Annotated in this window: 18 protein-coding genes; 4 read left to right on the forward strand and 14 right to left on the reverse strand. The window is 62.5% G+C overall.

The window, feature by feature from the left end; translation table 11 throughout:
• Window positions 1–475 precede the first annotated feature (475 nt).
• Window positions 476–2,497, reverse strand: a complete 2,022-nt coding sequence (gene mnmC, locus PCO31010_RS07635) for a bifunctional tRNA (5-methylaminomethyl-2-thiouridine)(34)-methyltransferase MnmC2/FAD-dependent 5-carboxymethylaminomethyl-2-thiouridine(34) oxidoreductase MnmC1 (RefSeq protein WP_150663729.1) — start codon at window positions 2,495–2,497, stop codon at window positions 476–478.
• Complete coding sequence (locus tag PCO31010_RS07640) at window positions 2,494–4,194, reverse strand: ClcB-like voltage-gated chloride channel protein (RefSeq protein ID WP_150664178.1); 1,701 nt, start codon at window positions 4,192–4,194, stop codon at window positions 2,494–2,496. Before PCO31010_RS07640 ends, mnmC begins: the two co-directional genes overlap by 4 nt.
• An 895-nt stretch (window positions 4,195–5,089) precedes the next feature.
• On the opposite strand from PCO31010_RS07640, the gene PCO31010_RS07645 reads away from it, so the two are divergent.
• A complete protein-coding gene (locus tag PCO31010_RS07645) occupies window positions 5,090–5,545 on the forward strand; it encodes a MarR family winged helix-turn-helix transcriptional regulator (protein WP_150663730.1) in 456 nt (151 codons plus the stop codon).
• Window positions 5,546–5,624: 79 nt separating this feature from the next.
• On the opposite strand, the gene PCO31010_RS07650 is transcribed toward PCO31010_RS07645, so the two are convergent.
• Together PCO31010_RS07650 and PCO31010_RS07655 are read right to left on the reverse strand one after the other, a co-directional pair.
• Window positions 5,625–6,572: a DedA family protein/thiosulfate sulfurtransferase GlpE gene (locus tag PCO31010_RS07650; protein ID WP_150663731.1), complete on the reverse strand. Its 948-nt coding sequence runs from the start codon at window positions 6,570–6,572 to the stop codon at window positions 5,625–5,627.
• Between the two features lie 214 nt (window positions 6,573–6,786).
• Entirely contained in the window at window positions 6,787–8,352 is a 1,566-nt protein-coding gene (locus PCO31010_RS07655; RefSeq protein WP_150663732.1) for a DHA2 family efflux MFS transporter permease subunit, read from the reverse strand.
• 470 nt (window positions 8,353–8,822) lie between these two features.
• On the opposite strand from PCO31010_RS07655, the gene PCO31010_RS07660 reads away from it, so the two are divergent.
• Window positions 8,823–9,617 carry an MHYT domain-containing protein gene (locus PCO31010_RS07660; protein ID WP_150663733.1) on the forward strand — a complete coding sequence of 265 codons (795 nt, stop codon included), beginning with the start codon at window positions 8,823–8,825 and terminating at the stop codon, window positions 9,615–9,617.
• Between the two features lie 121 nt (window positions 9,618–9,738).
• On the opposite strand, the gene PCO31010_RS07665 is transcribed toward PCO31010_RS07660, so the two are convergent.
• The 5 genes from PCO31010_RS07665 to PCO31010_RS07685 all read right to left on the reverse strand — a co-directional run bounded on the left by PCO31010_RS07665 (window position 9,739) and on the right by PCO31010_RS07685 (window position 12,130).
• Window positions 9,739–9,954, reverse strand: a complete 216-nt coding sequence (locus PCO31010_RS07665; RefSeq protein ID WP_150663734.1) for a hypothetical protein — start codon at window positions 9,952–9,954, stop codon at window positions 9,739–9,741.
• A gap of 57 nt (window positions 9,955–10,011) precedes the next feature.
• Window positions 10,012–10,608, reverse strand: coding sequence for an RNA 2',3'-cyclic phosphodiesterase (gene thpR / locus PCO31010_RS07670; RefSeq protein ID WP_150663735.1), 597 nt, complete (start codon window positions 10,606–10,608; stop codon window positions 10,012–10,014).
• Window positions 10,609–10,744: 136 nt separating this feature from the next.
• On the reverse strand, window positions 10,745–11,125 hold the full coding sequence (locus PCO31010_RS07675) for a hypothetical protein (protein ID WP_150663736.1): 381 nt from the start codon (window positions 11,123–11,125) through the stop codon (window positions 10,745–10,747).
• Between the two features lie 97 nt (window positions 11,126–11,222).
• The gene (locus PCO31010_RS07680; protein ID WP_150663737.1) at window positions 11,223–11,762 is read right to left on the reverse strand and encodes a hypothetical protein; all 540 of its coding nucleotides are present in this window, start codon (window positions 11,760–11,762) and stop codon (window positions 11,223–11,225) included.
• A 14-nt stretch (window positions 11,763–11,776) separates the two neighbouring features.
• Complete coding sequence (locus PCO31010_RS07685; RefSeq protein WP_150663738.1) at window positions 11,777–12,130, reverse strand: hypothetical protein; 354 nt, start codon at window positions 12,128–12,130, stop codon at window positions 11,777–11,779.
• Between the two features lie 300 nt (window positions 12,131–12,430).
• On the opposite strand from PCO31010_RS07685, the gene PCO31010_RS07690 reads away from it, so the two are divergent.
• Together PCO31010_RS07690 and PCO31010_RS07695 are read left to right on the forward strand one after the other, a co-directional pair.
• Window positions 12,431–13,222: a DUF2076 domain-containing protein gene (locus PCO31010_RS07690; RefSeq protein ID WP_150663739.1), complete on the forward strand. Its 792-nt coding sequence runs from the start codon at window positions 12,431–12,433 to the stop codon at window positions 13,220–13,222.
• Between the two features lie 728 nt (window positions 13,223–13,950).
• On the forward strand, window positions 13,951–15,171 hold the full coding sequence (locus PCO31010_RS07695) for a Fic family protein (protein ID WP_150663740.1): 1,221 nt from the start codon (window positions 13,951–13,953) through the stop codon (window positions 15,169–15,171).
• Between the two features lie 27 nt (window positions 15,172–15,198).
• On the opposite strand, the gene mnmE is transcribed toward PCO31010_RS07695, so the two are convergent.
• From mnmE to rpmH, 5 genes are all read right to left on the reverse strand, one after another.
• Entirely contained in the window at window positions 15,199–16,593 is a 1,395-nt protein-coding gene (mnmE, locus tag PCO31010_RS07700; protein ID WP_150663741.1) for a tRNA uridine-5-carboxymethylaminomethyl(34) synthesis GTPase MnmE, read from the reverse strand.
• Between the two features lie 107 nt (window positions 16,594–16,700).
• Entirely contained in the window at window positions 16,701–18,356 is a 1,656-nt protein-coding gene (gene yidC / locus PCO31010_RS07705; protein ID WP_150663742.1) for a membrane protein insertase YidC, read from the reverse strand.
• A gap of 24 nt (window positions 18,357–18,380) precedes the next feature.
• Entirely contained in the window at window positions 18,381–18,737 is a 357-nt protein-coding gene (yidD, locus tag PCO31010_RS07710; RefSeq protein WP_150663743.1) for a membrane protein insertion efficiency factor YidD, read from the reverse strand.
• 80 nt (window positions 18,738–18,817) lie between these two features.
• Entirely contained in the window at window positions 18,818–19,255 is a 438-nt protein-coding gene (rnpA, locus tag PCO31010_RS07715) for a ribonuclease P protein component (RefSeq protein WP_174555937.1), read from the reverse strand.
• 61 nt (window positions 19,256–19,316) lie between these two features.
• Window positions 19,317–19,451, reverse strand: a complete 135-nt coding sequence (gene rpmH / locus PCO31010_RS07720) for a 50S ribosomal protein L34 (RefSeq protein ID WP_010806664.1) — start codon at window positions 19,449–19,451, stop codon at window positions 19,317–19,319.
• Window positions 19,452–20,088: the final 637 nt, after the last annotated feature.

The raw sequence follows: 20,088 nt of genomic DNA on the forward strand, positions 1-20,088 counted from the left end.
TCGCTTTGCGCCGCTTGACGGCGCATCAAGTGGTGAAAAGGAAAGAAAGTCGCGCGCGGGGTTGCAGATGAAAGGACAAATGCGCGACGGACCCGAAGGGTTGGGGTCATTTTGCCACAGACGGTTTCCGAGGCTTTCAAACGGTCGTCTCGATGGCCACTGCCCCGCCGCACGGGCGTGTCCGGGCACTTCATCGACGACGACCGGATTTCTGCCAAGCGTTCAGGCAGACCGACCGACCTTCGGACGCCTGAGATCGTCGCTGAGACAGGAAAGTACGGGGGCAAGCGCCGACGGCGCGCCGCCCCCGCATGGGGCGGACGTTGAACCCCTATAGGGTCAGATTCGATTTATTGAGGGTGTCGGCAATTTCAGAGAACCGGCCCATGACGCAGCGAATTCGTGAGCGTCTAAGGGCGCGAATAACGGCTAGCGTTGGGTTTTGCCTGACGATTCGGGCGTCCCGTCGCTCCCATCACGCTTTGCGCAGCGCGTGCATCAGATATCGCGCCGGATCGATGGCGTCTGCCAGATCGCTGCCGATGGGCCACGGCTCGCCCTCGATCTGGCTGGCGACCAGCTCCGCACACAACGACGCGAATACTAGCCCCCGCGACCCGAAAGCGAAGCTCGCGTACAGGCCGTCGAGGCGTGGCAGATCCCGCAGATGCCCGCCGGTCAGACGCCGCCGCATCGGCTCGATGGCGCTCAGGTCCGGCAACTGCCCCGCCATCGGCAGACGGTCGGGGACCATCGCGCGAAACGCCGTGCGCCCGCCCAGTTCGGCGGCGGCGCTTTCATTGGATAGGCCCGTATCGCCAAAAAGCTCGGCATGGGCGGGAAGCATCGCAGCGAGACGTCGCAGGTTCGCCTGATGGTCAGCCAGACGCACTTCCTCAGCCGGATCGTCGAAACCGTAGGTCGCACCTGTGATGGGGCCAGCACCGCCCAGAGGAGACGGCGCGACATAGCCGTCGCCACAGACCGGCACGCGCAGGCCGGGCAAGACATCGGGCGGCAGAAAGGTGAGTTGCCCGCGCACCCGCCGTACGGGGAGGAACCCGGGTGCGAGAAAAGGCGAGAGCAGCGTTTGGGAGACGTCGGCCGCCGTCACGATGACGACATCCGCTTCGGCCAGCACACGACCCGCGTCGTCAAGCGCCGTCCAGCGGCCATCGTCACGGCGTTCCAGCCGCTCGACGCTCACACCGTAACGCGCATCGAGCGACGGCCCGGCAGCGACCAGCTCGGCGCGGCAGAGCATCGACGGTGCCAACCACCCGCCCTCCGGATACCAGACGCCGCCATACGCGAGCGTCTCCCCGGCGAGCGCCGAGGCCTGCTCGACGTCCACCCACTTCGCATACGACTCCGGATACGCGTGCGCATCCATGAGTTGCTGCAAGGATTGCGCTTCCGTGTCGGACGTGGCGACCTGAAGCAAACCGTCGGCGTGTCCGGGCAGACCACCGGGCAGCGTCCGCCACTGGGAGAGCGCGTAGAGAAAGCCGGCGCGCGTCAGTCGCGAGAGCACATTGTCGTCGGCCGATAATTGCGGATGGAAGACGCCTGCCGGGTTGCCCGAGGCGGCGGTACCTGGGGCCTGCGCTCGTTCGAAGAGACGCACGCGCCAGCCGCGCGCGACGAGCCGACGTGCCATCGCAGCGCCCGCCATGCCTGCGCCGACGACGATGGCTTCCCGCGCACGTGGCGCGGGTGCGGGCGGCGGATCGTAGCGTCGCATGCGATACGGCGGCATATACAGTCCGGTGAGCGGCCCGGCGGGCATCGAGCGCCTCGGCCCGTCGCCGTCATGCTGCCCGACCTGAAACCCGGCGGCCACGAGGTCGCGTCTGACCTGTTCCTCTGTGGTGTACGTCGCCAGCGTTGCGTCGTCGCGCGCAAGACGTCCGAGCGCCTTGAAGACCTCAAGTGTCCAGATATCGGGGTTCTTCGCCGGGGAGAACCCGTCGAGATAAAACGCGTCCGCCCCGACGCGCGCCGTAGGCAGCAGATCGGCGACATCGCCGAAGCCCACGCTCAGCACGACTCCCGGGGCCAGTTCCAATCGATGCCAACCCGCCACGGGGGCGGGCCACACGTCGCATAGTCGCTGCACGAGCGGCGCGAGTTCGGTCATACCCGGCTGCACGAGCATGGGTTCGAGCATGCGTCGCAGATCCACCGGCCGGAACGGAAACTTTTCGATCGAGACGAAGTGCAGCCGCGCGGGACGTTGCGGGTCTTCGCGCCAGGCGGCCCACGTCGCCAGAAAGTTAAGGCCCAGACCGAAGCCCGTCTCGACGATGACGAACTGATCGCGCTCGCGCCAGCGCCCGGGCAGGCCGTTGCCTTCCAGGAAGACATGGCGGGTCTGACCCAACGCGTCGTCGGCGCTGTGATAGACGTCCCCGAACACTTCCGAGTAAGGCGTGCCGTCTTCGGTCGTCGACGCCTGGGCGGGAACGAGCGGGCCAGTGCCCGGACGGTGGCTCATTCCCCGCCCCGCTCTTCGGTCACGATTTCAATCAGCCCGGGCAACGAGACCACGCCCAGCCACTTCCCTTCGACGTCCGTCACCGGCACCCAGTCGGCGTGCATCTTGCCGACGGAGCGAAGCGCGCTGACCAGCGCCATATCGCCGTCGAGCGCCTTGCACGGCGTGACGGTTTCCGTCCACAGTTCCGGTTTGCCGGTGGCCTGTCGACGCCACCAGCTTGCGGCATCGAGCGTGCCGATCAGGCGGCCGTCTTCCGCGCGTACGACGAGGTTGCGGTAGCCCGTCTCGACGAAGCGCTCGCCGATGGCGTCCGAGCTGTCGGCGGCGCTCACCACGGCGTCGTTATCCACCGCCAGCGACGACAGCCGCATCTCGCTGCCCTCTCCCGTCATCGAGAGCCAGCGGCCCGCGACCAGATTGCGCCGCAGCGACTTGGCATACACCGAGTCGGCGCGCAGCGTGTGCGCCGTCAGATAGGCCGTGACGCACGCGAGCATGAGCGGCAAGACGACCTGATAGCTCAGCGTCATCTCGAAGATCATCAGAATCGACATCAGCGGCGCGTACGTCGTGGCCGCCAGAAAGGCCCCCATGCCGACCACGGCGTAGCTGCTCGCGACCGATGCCGTCGACGGGGCCAGCGCGTTCATCGCCAGCCCGTAGAGGCTGCCGAGCGCGGCACCCACGAAGAGCGTCGGCGTGAAGACCCCGCCCACTGCGCCCGAACCGGCGGACGAAGCCGTCGCCAGCACCTTGAAGACCAGCACCATCGCGAGCGCCTGCCACGCCCAGTGCGTGTGCAGAATCGAGTTCACGACGCTGTATCCGTTCCCCCAGACCTGCGGCACCTGCAACGACAGCACGCCCACGATCAGGCCGCCAATCGCGAGACGCAGGAACAGCGGGACGGGCAAGGCGCCGAAGCGTTGTTTCGCGGTGTCGAGCAGGCGCAGGAACAGCGGCGCAAGCACACCGGCCAGCACGCCGAGACCGACGTAGAAAAAGACTTCCCAGCCGGAGACGAAGTCGAAGCGCGGCATCTGATAGACCGCGTCGTAACCGAGGAACTGGCGGATCACGATGTTGGCGATGACCGACGCCACGACCAGCGGCCCGAGTGTGGCCGTCGAAATCGAGCCGTAGACGATTTCCGAGATGAACAGCGCGCCCGCGATGGGGGCGTTGTAAGCGGACGTGATACCGGCCGTCGCACCGCACGCGACCAGCAGGCGCAGCCGCTCGGGCGGGAACGCGAGAATGCGACCCACGAGCGACGCGAACATCGCGGCGAGCTGCACCATCGGCCCTTCCCGGCCAATCGACGCCCCCGACGCCACCGAACACAGCGACGACAGGCTTTTGACGAGCGTCTGACGCAGACTCAGGACGCCCGTGCCGATGGCAATGGCTTCCATATAGTCGTCGGAACCCTTCTTGGGCACCCAGAGCGTGGCGTACTGGAGGATGAGCCCGGCGATCAGACCGCCTGCGGTGGGTAGCAGCAGGCGCTGCCACCAGTTGAAGTTCAGCGCCAGCTCGACCATGCCGCTGTGATGACCGGCGAGGAGAAATTGCAGACCGGAGAGTGCTTCACGAAACGCCACGGTCGCCAACGCCCCCAGCAGCCCGACGATGCCAGCGAGCAGCAACGTAATTTGCAGGGTGTTCGGTGCGAACTGACGCCGCACCCACACAACGACGGGCGATTTGGCCCAGGCGGACACTGCTGACACGGATAGAAGACAGTTGTGGTCGTAGTTGGGCCTCATGGTATCGATCGACGCCTTTTTTTGAAAGCGCACGGCCCGACGGGTGATTTTTGCCGCAAAAACTGAGGATTGCTCAGGTAACGTAGTTTTTGGACGGAATTTTGTCGGGGACGCGATACAGCGAGGCTCGCTGGGGCGAACCGGGCGAGATTTGGATGGAATGAATCCTAAGTGGATTTTTTCGAATCGAATTCCGACGCTTCATTTTGTTCGGCGCGATTTCGGGGCGAGTGATTTGCCTCCCCCGCCGTCCGCATGGATTTGGTGCCCACGGATTCCGGAGACGTCGATTTCCCGGCGGACATTTCACCGGTTAAATGAAAAACTGAGGGTTGCTCAGATAAGGCATTTTTCCGTGCCTCGTTTGCGCCGAATCGAGTGATTTCGCGGCGCAGCGCCGCGACCGGCGATTTCCCCCTCCCAAGCGTATTTGCCTCGATGCATTCCGATGGCTACCGCTCAGGCAGGGCATTTCTGAACCGTATTCAGATAAAGGTAATTTTCAGGGCTCGAACGCGATTCGGAGAGCGATTTCCGGACGTTTTCCGGCGTTGGTTTGCGGCCAGGCCCTGGGCAGACGGATGCCGCAATGGCTTCGGTCCTGATGCCTTCTCGGCCCTGTCGACCGGGAGCAAGACCAGGCCGTCGTTGCCCCTCCCTGCCAACGGGCGCAGCGGATGCGATGCGCCAGCGTCAACGTTTCCGGCCGCGCCAAACATGCCATCGTGCTTATCTCCCGACCGGTCTTGGTGCTGGTCACATTCCACGCGGTGAAATAGAATGGCGCGCAATTGAATTGGAACCGAAGCGTAATACCCGAATGGCAGTGAGCAAAAAAGCCGCACAAAAAACGCCCGTGCGTCTGGAAGATCAATTGGGCTTCGCGTTGTACTCCGCATCGCTGGCGATGACCAAAGCACACAAACCGATGCTCGACAGACTCGGTCTGACGTACTCGCAATATCTCGCGATGGTGGTGCTCTGGGAGCAGGACGATATCGCCGTCAATCAGTTGGGTGCACGTCTGGGACTCGACTCCGGCACGCTGACACCTTTGCTGAAAAGACTGGAAACCATGGGACTTTTGACGCGTCGTCGCGGTGAACTCGATGAGCGTCAGGTGTTCATCGATCTCACGCCGCGCGGCGTGAATCTGCGTCGCGAGGCGCGTCAGGTGCCCGCGCAGGTGCAGGCAGCAACAGGGCAATCCGACAGCGCGCAAAAGACATTGCGCAACCTGCTTCTGCAATTGCGCGACGCCCTCAACGACGCGTAATCAAAGCAAAACGCGCGCCTCCTTGCGGAAAAGCGCGCGTCATTCAGTTGTGCGCAATCGAATGCGCCGCTGTCGGATATCAGTGCGCAGGCACGAGCATTTCCATGCCGTCGATTTTCTCGACCGTGTAGCCCGCGTCACGCCATGCATCGAGCCCACCGAGCAGCGGACGCACCTCCGAAAATCCCTGTCGACGCAGTTCTTGCGCCAGCTTCGCCGCCGTCACTTCGTTGGGACATGCGCAGAACACCACGATCCGGCGATCGCGCGGGATGTCTTTTAGCTTGGCTGCGATCTCGTCCGGTTCGATGGCCAGTGCGCCCGGAATCGTGAATGGGTCCACGGCGCGGCGCGCGGCCGAGCGTACGTCGATCACGACCGGCGTGATGTCGTCCTTCATCCACGATTCGAGCGTTTGCACGCCGATGCGGGCCATGCGCAGCGAGCGCAGCAGCCGGTAACGGTTCAGCCAGCGGTTGAGCAGGTACAGCGCGAAGATCAGCACTACCAGCCAGAGCACACCGCGACCAAGCGTGTCGAAGGCGTCGAGCACCGCGACGATGTGCGAGGCGAAGCCGACGCCGAGCGCCACCGCCAGCCCTGACCAGAGCACGGCACCGATGGCGTCGTACATCAGAAACGTGCGCCACGAGATACCGAGCGCGCCGGCCATCGGCACCGACAATGCCGAGAGGCCCGGCACAAAGCGCGCGAACATCAGCACCCGCACCCCGTGACGTCCGATGGCCCCTTCGGTGCGGCTCACGCACGTGTCGGGCGAGATCGACAGTCGGCACATGAGGCGCAGAATGTGGTGGCCGTAGCGGCGTCCGGCGAGGAACCAGAGCGCGTCGCCCAGCAGTGCGGCAAAGACCGCCAGCGCGACAATCGTTACCGGCGGGAACAGGGACGTCGAGGCCGTCACGATGAGTGTGGGATAGGCGGGCAACGGCAGCCCCAGCGCCTGTCCGAAGATATTCAGAAAGACGAGCCAGAGCCCGAAGCGGGCGATGAGATCGAACAACATGCCGGGTACCTGTTGGCAGAGAAACGTTGCGGGGGGAACCAAAACGCAAATACGCCCAATCGGGCGCGATACCGCATGTTAACGCTGTGTCGTGACGCTCAGAAGCCGTGAAGTCGAAAAGTATTGTTGCGGATCTGGAACGATGGCCGTGATGTCCAGGGAACACACGGCCCTATCGCGCCAATAGTGCCCGGTGCGATTGGCCGACCGGGCGTCAGTGACCCATCGCTGCCGATGTCCCTTTTTTCGGTTTGGTCAGCCAAACCAGCGCCGCCATCGCTAAAAAGACATATCCCGACAGATGGAAGATGTCGTTCGTCGCCAGCATGAAGGATTGCCGCGTGACAAGGTCGTTCAGCACCCCAAGGTCCGCGCCGTTCGTGAGTCCGAGCCCCTGACGGAGCTGGTCGAGGTAGCTCGTCGTGGCGTCGGAGTATGGCGTGACGTGCTCGACGAGGCGCGCGTGATGGTAGATCGCACGATCCTCCCACATCGTCGTACTGACCGCCGTGCCGATGGCGCCTGAGAGCGTGCGGAAGAAGTTCGACAAGCCGGAAGCTGCGGCCAGACGATCATCGGAAATACTGGAAAGCGTAATCGTCGTGACCGGCACGAAGAAGCACGCGATGCCGATGCCCTGCACGAGTCGCGGCTCGATGACCTTCGCGAACGACAGATTCAGCGCGAAATGCGAGTTCCAGAACGACACCCCCGCGAACACGAAGAACGCAAACGACGCCACGGCGCGCAGATTCAGCCGGTTCATGTTCTGCCCGATGATGGGCGAGAGAACGAGCGCTAGCAGGCCCACCGGCGCTGTCGCAAGCCCTGCCTTGCCCGCGGTGTAGTCCATCACCGTTTGCAACCACAGTGGGAAGATGACGACCGACGCGAAGAACGTCATGAAGCCGAACGAAATCACCACCACACCCAGTGCAAAGTTTCGGTCCTTGAACAGGGTGAGGTCGACGATCGGTTTGTCGGATGTCAGCTCCCACAGGATCAGGAACGACAGACAGATCGCGGCGGTGAGCGCGAGGGTGACGATCAGGCTGTTGTTGAACCAGTCGCGATCCTTGCCGAGGTCGAGCATCATCTGCAACGAGCCGACGCCGATGGCCAGCAGCGCGAGACCGATCAGATCGATGGGCAGTTTCTGCGTCTTCGTTTCATGCCCGCGCAGCAGGATCCAACACGCTACGGCGGAGAAAATGCCGACCGGCACGTTGATGTAGAAGATCCACGGCCAGGTGTAGTTGTCGGTGATCCAGCCGCCGACGACGGGACCGAAGATCGGGGCGACGATGACGGTCATGGCCCACAGGCCCAGCGCAAGACCGCGTTTTTTCTCCGGGAAGCTGCGCAGCAGAATCGTTTGCGAGAGCGGCACCATCGGGCCGGAGACAAGGCCTTGCAGCAGACGGAAGAAGACCAGCGACTCCATGTTCGGGGCGAGGCCGCACAGCATCGATGCGATGGTGAAGGCTGCCACCGACATGACGAAGAGCTTCGCTTCGCCCACGCGCCGCGCGAGCCATCCTGTGAGCGGCACGGCGATGGCGGCGGCCACCGCGTACGAACTGATCACCCACGTGCCCTGGCTGTTCGACACACCGACGCTCCCGGCGATGGTCGGCACGGCAACGTTGGCGATGGACGTGTCGAGCACCTCCATGAACGTGCCCAATGCGAGGCCCACGGTAAGGATCGCAAGTCGTGCGCCGGTAAGCGGTGCGCCTTGCGGCGGGGCGGCGGAGGATGCCGTGGCGGCGTCTGCCATGTAAAACGTCTCCCTGTATCGGTGGCCGGACGATGTTGGCCCCGGTAGCGTCCGGCGTCCGTTACATCGCGGCGAAAGTGTTCCCCGGATGGTGCCGCACATCCCGCGCGCTGTGCGACGCAGGTTTGGAAGTGAGTCTCTAAATTGTCAGCTTGCGCTCGTAACTCTCTCGCAATTTAGCTCATCTTGCGTGAATCACGCGCCCTGCAAGGGTTTGCGACCGGCGCGGATCGGGGCGTTCGGGGCTGGCGCGGCGATTCACCGGTGGCGGCCGAACGTCGGACGTTTTTGCCCCTTGACGGCGTTCGGGCGGCGGGATTGAATCGCCGGTAGCGCCCGACGTTAGCGATGCAACGTCGCAGTCCCCGGGGCGCTGTCGTCGCTTTATCGATGTCGTGCAGGCTCAAATAAGAAACGCTCGTCCACCGCCTACCGGCGTCCCGGCGACAGCAAAATCACAGGATAAGCCCATGCAGCCAGGTAGCGTCGTTCCTCTTTATTACAGCGAATTCCTTGTCCTGCTTTCCTTCGTGATATCGGCGTTGGGGGCCTATGTCGCGCTGGTCGCGGCGTCGCGCATTCGTGACGAAGACGGACGCATCAGCCTTGGCTATCTCTCGGTGTCTGCACTGGCGCTTGGCGGCATCGGCATCTGGGGCATGCATTTCATCGGGATGGCGGCGCAGCGCATGCCGTTCCCTGTCTCCTATTCCCTCTGGCCTACCGTTGGCAGTCTGGTGCTTGCCGTCGTCGTCTCCGGGGCGGCGCTCTGGTTCGTGGCTCGTGCATCGTATCGCAACGTCCTCCAATGCACGATTGCGGGTGTTGGCGCGGGGCTGGGCGTGGCCGGTATGCACTATCTCGGCATGAGCGCGATGCGCACGCAAGCGTATTTCGAATGGGACACCACGATCATTGCGCTGTCCGTGCTGATCGCCATTGTGGCGGCGAGCGTGGCGCTGTGGCTGGCGTTCCATCTGGAAACGAGTCTGCAACGCGCACTGGCGGCGCTGGTGATGGCGGTCGCCGTGTGCGGCATGCACTACACGGGCATGCGCGCCGGGACGATCATCTGCACCGCCGAGACGCGCGCGCAGGTCAGCCTGCGACTCGGGGGCGATACGCTGCCGTACGGCGTGTTCGCCATTGCGTGCGTGGTGCTGCTGGGCATGGCGGTGCTGCTGTATCGCACGTCGCGCAGACGGCGTGAGCGCATGGCCGCGCGGCTCGATGCGCTCATGCGTCAGCGTGCGGGGCATGTCTGAGGCGCGCCTTCCGGACGTCCCGCCACATCCATTGAATCAATGAAAAACGCCGACCCGTCGAGAGACAGGTCGGCGTTTTTCATGTGTTGCCTATCAAGCGCCTCGCGGCGCAGCACGATATTCAGTGCAGGATCGGGCTTCCTCCGATAGGCATGACATCGCCTGTAGGGATCAGGTCGACGATATCGAACGGTTCAGTGTTGAGCTTGCGCGATGAACCGGGCTGCCCGGCATACCACTCAACCATCGCCATATGACCCAGCACACGGATCACGATGCCAATGGCACCACGCGGCACTGCGATGTGATTGGATTGGACGATCGTTCCGACTTTCACTTGAGCCTCCTACGAATGACGAGAAACCGACACGCCGACCGGACGGCCGGCACATCGTCATCCGACTATACCGTATTGCGTTGCGGGCATTGCCGATTTCTCGGCGGACGTCTCGAAAAAGCCGTCGGGTTGCCCGCCGGGCTGTCCGCTATGGTGCTCGGCCAGCAGGCGATAATGCGGCCCGCGCGGTGTGCGCACCGAATGCACGAGGACGTAGCCGTCGCAATGCCAGGTCAATGGAGGCGGATAGAGGTCCGACGGCGCGCGCCGCGCATGACGCAGCAGCGACACGTGGGGACGAAAGGACTGCGTCACGACCCGCGCACCGGTGGCGCGCCACTGAGAGAGCAGCGTGTCGCGGGTGGCGACGAGATTGTCAGGCACGCTTGGCGCACCCGCCCAGACGATCTTCCTGTCAGACCAATAGCCCAGATGATCGAAGGTCAGTGTGAACGGTTCGAGCGGCGTGCGCTGCATGAGTGCGAGCAACACGGGCAGACGCGCAGGATCGACCTCGTCGAGGAAGGCAAGCGTCAGATGCAACGTCTGGGCGCGGAGCACGCGTCCGCCGCATTCCGAATGCGCCGACAAGGCCCACTCGTGAAGCTGCGCGCGCACACCCGGCCCCGGCCAAAGCGCAAGGAAAAGTCGCATGGGAACACCAGGGAATGAATCCGACTGATGATTCTCATAGTAGGCGGGCGCTCAGGCGAATGCCAGGTGCATGCCCTGCCCGTTTCGGCACCCCGAGACGTGGCCCTTTCGTTCGATTCGGGCGATTCGTCCGATATCAGTTCGTGGAGATGCCCGGCGTGATGCCCCGGCGATTGCGGCGCGGCGTCTCGGGCGGCTTCTCCTCGGCCTTGGGCGCTGGCGGACGCGTGATGCTGTTCCAGTTGTTCTGGATAGCGGTGTCGGTGGTGTCGCGGGAGACAGCGCGCGAGATATCGGCGCTCGGATTGAACATGGACGAACCGCCTGCGGGGGCCGCGCTATTGGCGGGCGCAGGCGTGTTTTGCGCGTGTGCGTGCGGGGTGACGAACAATGCGGCGGCGATGGCCGCGGGCAGCGTCAGCCATAGCGCTTTATGAAGCGACTTACGGAGCGACTTATGCAGCACAGATGCGCTCGGTGTGCGGGAGTTAAAGCGGGACGTCGAGTCGTGGGCCATCGGATGTCTCGTGCGAGAACACGTACGACGGCCGACGTCTGTGCCCAGGTGGGCTAACGTCGGCTGACGGCTGTCTCCTCGCTATTGTCGATAGGGGTCAGTAGCTGCCGGGCGGCGGCTTCCAGCCCGGGGGCGGAGGCGGCGGCGGTGCATAGCGCTGAATCGGTTGCGACGATACCATGTCGCCGCGCACGGGAACGCGATTACCTGAGGCGTACATGCACTGAACGTAGGCCTGATCATAACGGCTTTGCGTCAGGTATGCAGACGACTGCGCACTGCCCGCGCCGACGGCGCCGCCCGCGAGCAGGCCGGCCCCGGCCCCGATGGCAGCACCCGATCCGCCGCCGATGGCTGCACCCGCTGCCGCGCCCAGCGCGGTGCCGAGCACGGCGCTACCGATGGCACTGGTGTTGGCGGCCGTGGTGGTGTCCACGCCACCGTTTTGTCCGGACGCGTATTGGCGGCAGTTGAAGTCGTCTTGCCGGAACTGATCGAACGACTTCCCGGTGCCGGGCAGCGCCATCATGCTCGGCCCGTTAGGGACCACGACGCAACCCGCAAGCGTTGCTGCTGCGATAACAGCGGCGACGGGGGCCGCAAGACGTTTCAGGCGAGGTTGCGAGTCGAATGACATCACGTGTTTCCCGATCAGTTCGATGCCGGTTGCGCGGGCACTTCGCGCCATCCGGCCGGACACGTTTTCACGTAGGGATAGTAGGCACCCGCCTTGTCGCAGTAGTACCAGGTGTCGCTGTTCGCGCCGGGCTGATCGTATTGCGCACCGGTTTGCGGTTGCTCGATGTACTGCTGCGGTTGGCTGGGCACGACGACGAGGGGCGGTGCGTAATACGGCGACGGCGCGGCGTACGGATAGGCGTAGGGGTATGGGTAATAGCCGGGACCGACCCAGACGCCGACGCGGCCATGCCAGGCGAAGGCGCTGCTGCTGGCCATAGCAGCGGCCACGGCGACGAAGCCGAGGACAACAGGAAGACGTTTCACGACACGGACCTCGAAGAACCCTGGAGCTGACGTCTCCGAGTCTAGGCCCGACGCCCCCGCGGAGCAATTACGATGCCTGTTAGAAGTGTTTCAAAGCATTACCTTTCGGGGGCTGGCGGGGGTGCGGAAGATGGCGTTGACTGTGTATCGAAGCGTGTACCGCAAGCGGTCAGCTACATGTGGTTACACGTGCGGTGATTGGGGGTAAGCGTCTTAAGATCCGCTTAAGCTTGGCTTCGCATACTGGGTTCGTCACTCGCACATCACTCGCATCGCAAGTGCCGCTCACAGAGGCCCATCATGAACTCGCAAGAAATGCAGACCCTTCAGAGCTTTCTGACCCAACTCACGCAAGCGCAGGCAGGCGTCAAGGACGAGCAAGCCGAGGCGTTGATCGCCGACGCCGTGCGCCGTCAGCCGGATGCCGCTTACCTCCTCGTGCAGCGTGCGTTGCTGCTCGACCATGCGCTGGTCTCGGCGCGCGCGCAGATTGCAACGTTGCAATCGCAATTGCAAGCAGCGCAGGCTGCTCAGGGCGCTCAGGGCGGTGCTCACGATTCGTTCCTTGGCGGGGGTAATGCGTGGGGGAGCGGTGGGAATGCTGCGGGCGCAACGGGCGCGGTGGGTTCTGCTGGCGTAGGTGGCTATAGCGGTGGCCCGGCGGCTGTGCAGGCTTCGTATCCGGCGCAGATGCAGGCACCGGCTCAGGCGTCGCCCCAACCTGCGGCACCGGCTCAGCGTTCCGGATGGCTGAGCGATGGCGCACGTGGCACGCTCGGCAGCATTGCGACGACCGCCGCTGGCGTAGCGGGCGGCGCTTTCCTCTTCCAGGGCATTGAGAGCCTGTTCCACCGCAACGGTGGCGGCGGCTTCTTCGGTCAACCGGCGATGGGTGGATTGGGCAGCGGCATGATGCCGTCAGAGACGATCATCAACAACACGATCTACGAAGACGGAAACGGTAGTGGCAACGGCGGCGTGAATGGCAATGGAAGCGACAACTTCATGGACACGTCGAACTCGGATTTTTCGAACATCGACGACGGCCTGATGGACACCGGCGACTACGACGACGATTCGAATTTCATTTGATGCGTGAGGCGGCGGGCGCGGTTGGAGCGCTCGCTGCCTCAGCGTAAATGTTGGCGAGCTAGCGCTTCTGATAGTGGTCGCCCGTTCCGGCGTTTTTATAAGTACCGCCCTTGTGAGACGATCCCTTGCCGCCCGCGTAGTGCCCACCTCGGCTGGCATGGCTGCCTCCGCCGCTACGACCGCCGCGAGCCTCCGAAAGGAGTGGTGCCCCAGCGAACACCAGCGCAAGCGCAACGATTAGAAGCGTCCTCATAAATCCCCTTTTCGATTTGATTTTCTTGTTGATTGAGCCAATCGCTTTGGATAACAAACGATTAGCCAAGCCATGCTATCACGGGGTAGTGGCGTGCAATGGCAGGGAGATTTGGGCGGGAAACTTCGGATTTAATCAGGGCAGTGCGGCTCACGTGTCGTTTGCATTTTCACGCAACACATCATTCGGGAGACCTCGCCGAGCAAGGGGAGGCCGATATCCCGGCCCCGTGCCTGGGCGTGGCGTCACGAACCAGCCGCCCGCATGTGAATGACGGGGGACGAGACCCACCCCTGTATGTGTGTACAGTCGAGCAAACCGTGCCGACATGACCCGTCAGGCTCGAGCCATCGCAACATCAAGATGTTGTGCAAGGCTATATCAAGATAATACTTATTGATGCCGGTTGTATGTGTTTGTAATCTAAGAACTTTGCTAGGTAAATTCAATATACTCGCCCGGGCGAGTCAAGAAGATGCAGCCACAATTTGCCCATCATGACCTCCGCCTGCTGAATCCTTCGTTCGACTCCCCGCTAGTCGATGTGCTGACGGAGCTTGAGCATCTTCGGCGTCTGGAGTTGGCAGGCGACACCCCGCCCCAGATATTCTTTCAGCTCAAGAGCATTTTCCATACGTTGGAGAGTCTAGGATCAGCTCGCATCGAGGGAAATCACACCACGCTTGCCGATTACATCGAAAGCAAGATGGAGGGGGCTCAGGACGCAAACGACCAGTTGCGCGAAATCTCGAACATCGAGCATGCGATGAATTACATCGACGAGTCGATGAATCCGGGAGATGCGCTCTCGGATATTTTCATTCGAGAGTTGCATGCCTTAGCCGTGAAGGACCTGGAGCGTGAGGGCGACAAGACGCCTGGCGCATATCGAACTGGGGGAGTGCTCATTAACGGTGCCGCTCACTTGCCACCTGATGCGATCCGGGTGCCGGAGTATATGGCGGCATTAGTCGAGTTCATCAACCGCCCCGACCAGCCAAAGTACGGCTTGATGAAAGTTGCGCTGGCCCATCATCGCTTTGGTTGGATACACCCATTTGGCAATGGGAATGGCCGGGTTGTTCGACTACTCACATACGCGCTACTGATCAAGTACGGGTTCAATGTTCGTGACGGAGGGCGCGTCTTGAATCCCGCAGCGGTTTTCTGTAACGATCGGGAAAAGTACTATCAAATGCTGTCGTTAGCAGACAGTGGGACCGAGGGTAGCCTGGAAGCTTGGTGCATTTATGTGCTTCAAGGGATTCTGGCAGAACTGAAAAAAGTCGATCAGCTCACTAATTTCAGGTTCTTAAGAGAAAGCATCCTGCTACCAGCACTTCGATATGCCGAGGAGCGGCACCAAATCACGGCGATGGAAGCAGCAATCCTTTCGAGAGCGCTTGGTCCCGCGCCGGTTAAGGCGGGGGATTTCTCTGACCTGTTCCAAGGCATGAGCGGAAATCAACGCACGTACCAAATCAAAAAGCTGGTTGACCGGAATATGCTGGAGCCGGTCGCATCTGGGGCACGGAGTTACGTTGCATGCTTTGCCAACAGTTTCCTGCTTCGCGGTGTCATGCGTGCGCTGGCACAGCATGGCTTTATTTCTGCTTCGCTGGCAGGCGCGTCGGCAGTGCGTAACGTGGTGGAGCCCCCGCAGGGCGAAATGGACTTTGACGACAGGCGAGCGTGAGGTGACGATCTTCGACTTGCGCGCCAGTTATTTTCCAATACAAAACCGACTGAAAATCACCCCCAGCAAATCGTCCGAGGTGAACTCGCCGGTGATCGTGCTGAGTTGTTCCTGGGCGAGACGCAATTCCTCGGCGAAGAGGTCGAGGGCACCGGCGTTCTGACGCGCATGAGCGTCCGCCATCTCGACGTGATCCCGTGCCGCGCGTAGCGCTGACAGGTGACGCTCCCGCGCCAGGAACACACCTTCGTTGCCCGCCTGCCATCCCGCGATCTTCAGTAATTCGGCACGCAGGAAATCGATCCCCTGCCCGCCCTTCGCCGACAAGCGAACACCCAGCGGCGCGGCGCCTTCCTTCGGCAGTACCGTCGCCGGTTCGCCTGCCAGATCCGTCTTGTTGTACACACGCACGATAGGCACGTGCTTCGGCAATTGCGTCGCGATGACTTCGTCTTCCGGGGTCATGCCGGTGCGCGTGTCGAGCAGATGCAGTACGGCATCCGCCTTTGCGATTTCGCTCCAGCTGCGCTCGATGCCGATGCGCTCGACCTCGTCCTCCGTCTCCCGCAATCCCGCCGTGTCGATGATGTGCAACGGAATGCCGTCGATCTGAATCGTCTGCTGCACTTTGTCGCGCGTGGTCCCGGCAATCGGCGTGACGATGGCCAACTCAGCGCCGGCCAGTGCATTGAGCAACGACGACTTGCCCACGTTCGGCTGACCTGCCAGCACGACGTTGATCCCCTCGCGCAGCAACGCGCCCTGCTTCGCCTGCGACAGCACTTGCGCCAACTGCGCGCGGATGCGTTCGAGTTGCCCGAAGGCGTCGGCAGCCTCCAGAAAATCGATCTCTTCTTCCGGGAAGTCGAGCGTCGCTTCCACCAGCATGCGCAGATGAATCACCAGATCCACCAGCGAATGAATTTCGCGCGAGAACGCACCGTCCAGCGACCGGCTCGCCGAGCGTGCCGCCGCCTCGGTGCTCGCCTCGATCAGGTCGGCCACCGCCTCGGCTTGCGCCAGATCGAGCTTGTCGTTCAGGAACGCGCGATGGGTGAATTCCCCCGGTTCCGCAAGACGCACGCCAAGCTCAGCCCCTTCGTCGATACAACGCTGCAACAGCAATTGCAGCACGATGGGACCGCCGTGGCCCTGCAGCTCCAGGACGTCCTCGCCGGTGTACGAATTCGGACCTGGGAAGTACAGCGCGATACCGCGATCGAGCGCGTCGCCCGCACCGTCCAGAAACGGCAGATACGATGCGTGACGCGGCTTGAGCGACTGACCGACCAGACGTGCGATGACACGCTGCACAGCTTCGCCGCGATGCTTGCCGAAGGAGACGCGCACCACGCCGATACCGCCGCGTCCGGGGGCGGTGGCAATGGCGGCAATCGGAACGGTGGAGACGGTAGCGCTCATGGAACGATTCGTTGAAAAACAGTGGCTTATTTTGACATGCACCAAACAAAACCGCCCGCGAGAGACTCGCGGGCGGCTATGTCAGTCAGACGGTCGGACCTGAATCGTCAGGCCGCCTTTTCCTTCTTTTTGGTACCGAGCATCCGGTTGATGGACCATTGCTGCGCAATCGACAACGTGTTGTTGACCACGTAGTACAGCACCAGACCCGACGGCAGGAAGAGGAACATGACCGAGAAAATCAGCGGCATGAACATCATCATCTTGGCCTGCATCGGATCCGGCGGCGTCGGGTTCAGCTTCGTCTGGATGAACATCGACACGGCCATCAGCACCGGCAGGATGTAATACGGATCCTGCGTCGAGAGGTCATGAATCCAGCCCAGCCACGGCGCGCCGCGCATTTCCACCGACGAGAGCAGCACCCAATACAGCGCAATGAACACCGGAATCTGAATCACGATCGGGATACAGCCGCCGAATGGATTGACCTTCTCGGTCTTGTACAGCTCCATGAGCGCCGCGTTCATCTTCTGCGGGTCGCTCTTGTAGCGCTCGCGCAGCGCTTGCATGCGCGGCGTGATTTCCTTCATGCGCGCCATCGACTTGTAGCTTGCGGCCGACAGCGGGAAGAACACCAGCTTGATGATCACGGTCACGGCGATGATCGCCCAACCCCAGTTACCAATCAGTGCGTGCAGCTTCGAGAGCAGCCAGAACAGCGGCTTGGCGAGGATCGTGAAGTAACCGTAGTCCTTCGTCAGTTCCAGGCCCGGCGCGATCTGCTCGAGCATGTGCTCTTCCTGCGGACCCGCGAACAGACGTGCATCGACCGTCGCGCTGCCATTCGCCGGAATGCTGGCGAGCGGCTCCTTCACGCCAACGCGGTACAGGCCGTTGTCGAGCTTGCCAATGTAGTTGTCGCGCGTCGCGCCTTCCTTCGGAATCCAGGCCGTGGCGAAGTAATGCTGCACCATGCCGATCCAGCCATCGCTCGACTGCTTGACGTACTTCGCCTTGTCCTTGTCGATATCGCTGAACGTGATCTTCTGGAATTTCTCGTCGCTGCTGTAGACCGTCGGGCCCGTGAACGTGTGCGAGAACTTCGCGCCGCTGATTTCACGACCGTCACGCACCAGTTCCATGTACAGCGTCGGCTTGATGGCGGCGTCGGTCTTGTTGACGATCGTGTTCGATACGTCGATCACATAGCTGCCGCGATGGAACGTGTAAGCACGCACCAACTGCAGGCCGCCCTTGACCGGCGATTCGAACTTCACGGTCAGCGTGTCGCCCGTCATCGTGGTCGGGCCCGGCACTTGCGTGAAGATGTCGTTGTGGTTCGGGAAGTCGCCGCCGATCAGACCCGTGCGAGCGTAGTACTGATGGCTCGGGGTGTTGTCGAACAGCACGACGTGCTTGTCGGCCTCGTCGGCGTCCGGCCACTTCGTGAGCGCGAGGAACGACAGCGTGCCGCCCTGCGTGCTGATGTCGGCTTCATAGACGTCGGTCGTGATGCGGACCTTTTGCGCGGTGGCCGTGGCGGGTGCATTACCCGGCGCGGCGCCTGCGGCGGCAGCGGCGTTGGCCGATTGCGGCAGGTCGTTCGCCGGCGTCTGGTTGTTACCCGTGGCGGCCGGGGCAGAAGCTTCTGGCGTCGGGAAGAACAACGACGAATGGCCATTGGCGCGTTGCCAGTTGTCGAAAAGCATCACGACAGACAGCGCGAAAATGACCCAGAGTACGGTGCGTTTGATGTCCATGCGGTAACTCGTGGTGGACGAAACTCAGAAATGGCCCGGCGCGCGGCGCGTAACTGCCGATGCGGCCGCGGGCCCGGACGAGACAGTCTGCTTAGCTCGCGACGTGTCGCTTCCGGCGGCCTTGTCGGCGCCATCGGCGGGGGTGTCGGGAACGTTACAGACGTGTCGAGCCGGCGGTACGGGATCGAAACCGCCGGGATGAAACGGATGACAGCGACATAGACGCCGGGCCGCGAGATAAGTGCCGTAACCGGCACCGTGCTCGACGATGGCGTCGCGTGCGTAGTCGGAGCAGCTCGGATGAAAGCGGCAACGGTTCCCCAGCCAGGGACTGATCACCAGCTTGTAACCGCGCAGGAGCAACAACAGCACGCTTCGCATCTCGATTCCGCCTGTCAGTCCGGTCACAGGGTGACCGGGTGGGCGGCGCATGCCCGGGGTCGGGCGCTACCGTGTGGGGACTAACTACCTTCCGTCTTGTCGTCGGACGCGCGGCGCTTGCGGGCAGCTTTCTCGGCTGCGTCGAAGAGCTGCGCGAACTCGGTCTGGCACAGTGTGTTCAACACTGGCGCAGCGGCCGCCGTATACGTCCCCTTGTCGAATCGCCGGGTCAGTCGCAGTACGAAGTCCCAGCCGGCCAGTGCCTCACGACGCTGACGGAACATCTCGCGAGCCTGACGTTTGATCAGATTGCGAGTGACCGCGCGCGGCGCATGCTTCTTACCGACGACAATGCCGATGCGGCCTTCATGAGGCGTGGCATCGGCAGGGGTGTCCGGCGCTTCTTCGCGCCAGCGCATATACAACACGAAGTGCGCGCTGCGACGCAGAGGGCGCAAACTAAAAACGGATGAAAACTCATCCGTTTTGAGAAGTCGCGCGGCTTTGGGAAACCCCAGTGCCGGGACTTCGCGTCTTGCGGATTTAACGCGCAAACCGCGGTACGACCGAGAACCGCGATTAGACGGCCAGGCGCTTACGGCCCTTGGCGCGACGAGCGGCGATGACCTTACGGCCGCCACGGGTCTTCATGCGAACCAGGAAGCCATGGGTGCGCTTGCGGCGCGTCACGGAAGGCTGAAAAGTACGTTTCATGATGCACTCACTGTGTGAAAAAATTCCCGCGCAGCAGCATCGTAAAACGCCACAAGGACACCGTGAAAACCTGCAAATTCAAGGACTTTCACGCGCGGCCCAGCCGTCGGGAGTTGGATAGGAATCCGGTTATCTTTCTAACGAACCCGCTATTTAATCGGCTTTTCCGTTGTGTGTCAATAGGTTAGCCATCGCCCCGATGGCATCCGCACACGATCGGTGCCGCCGTTGTCGCGGAACCGCCAGCCCGTGGGGCTGTGGCTGTGGATAATGGCGGAAATTGCCTGATGCTTCACTTTTTGCCGGTGGATAAATGGGAAATCGTGAAGATGTTCTGGCGGTCGCGGCAAATCGTCGCAATTGCCGGTCATTTGCGCAGCCATCGCGCGAAGTCAGACGGGTTAACGCGGTACGCCCGCCCGGAGATGCGCGTGCTGTGGGCATTCCTGTGGATAACTCGCTTTGCGGACGCTTTGGCGGTAAAATCCCCCATCAATTTTTTTCCCAGCAGAGTACCGGTGACGCCGCCATGTGGATAGCGCGCCGGGTTTTGTCGTCTGCGCGCGCCGGAGCGACCGGTTGCACGCGCGAGACCAAGCCCGAGCGCCGCGCCGTGGTTCGTCGAATGCCGGACGTC

The organism is Pandoraea commovens (genome assembly GCF_902459615.1).
Taxonomy (GTDB): domain Bacteria; phylum Pseudomonadota; class Gammaproteobacteria; order Burkholderiales; family Burkholderiaceae; genus Pandoraea; species Pandoraea commovens.

Excerpts from the sequence above, each read along its gene's own strand:
- PCO31010_RS07675 (WP_150663736.1), bottom strand. The coding sequence starts at position 11,125 with ATGGCCCACGACTCGACGTCCCGCTTTAACTCCCGCACACCGAGCGCA.
- PCO31010_RS07690 (WP_150663739.1), top strand. The coding sequence starts at position 12,431 with ATGAACTCGCAAGAAATGCAGACCCTTCAGAGCTTTCTGACCCAACTC.
- PCO31010_RS07695 (WP_150663740.1), top strand. The coding sequence starts at position 13,951 with ATGCAGCCACAATTTGCCCATCATGACCTCCGCCTGCTGAATCCTTCG.
- PCO31010_RS07655 (WP_150663732.1), bottom strand. The coding sequence starts at position 8,352 with ATGGCAGACGCCGCCACGGCATCCTCCGCCGCCCCGCCGCAAGGCGCA.
- mnmE (WP_150663741.1), bottom strand. The coding sequence starts at position 16,593 with ATGAGCGCTACCGTCTCCACCGTTCCGATTGCCGCCATTGCCACCGCC.
- PCO31010_RS07650 (WP_150663731.1), bottom strand. The coding sequence starts at position 6,572 with ATGTTGTTCGATCTCATCGCCCGCTTCGGGCTCTGGCTCGTCTTTCTG.
- thpR (WP_150663735.1), bottom strand. The coding sequence starts at position 10,608 with ATGCGACTTTTCCTTGCGCTTTGGCCGGGGCCGGGTGTGCGCGCGCAG.
- yidD (WP_150663743.1), bottom strand. The coding sequence starts at position 18,737 with ATGCGAAGCGTGCTGTTGTTGCTCCTGCGCGGTTACAAGCTGGTGATC.
- rpmH (WP_010806664.1), bottom strand. The coding sequence starts at position 19,451 with ATGAAACGTACTTTTCAGCCTTCCGTGACGCGCCGCAAGCGCACCCAT.
- PCO31010_RS07645 (WP_150663730.1), top strand. The coding sequence starts at position 5,090 with ATGGCAGTGAGCAAAAAAGCCGCACAAAAAACGCCCGTGCGTCTGGAA.
- PCO31010_RS07680 (WP_150663737.1), bottom strand. The coding sequence starts at position 11,762 with ATGTCATTCGACTCGCAACCTCGCCTGAAACGTCTTGCGGCCCCCGTC.
- mnmC (WP_150663729.1), bottom strand. The coding sequence starts at position 2,497 with ATGAGCCACCGTCCGGGCACTGGCCCGCTCGTTCCCGCCCAGGCGTCG.
- PCO31010_RS07660 (WP_150663733.1), top strand. The coding sequence starts at position 8,823 with ATGCAGCCAGGTAGCGTCGTTCCTCTTTATTACAGCGAATTCCTTGTC.
- yidC (WP_150663742.1), bottom strand. The coding sequence starts at position 18,356 with ATGGACATCAAACGCACCGTACTCTGGGTCATTTTCGCGCTGTCTGTC.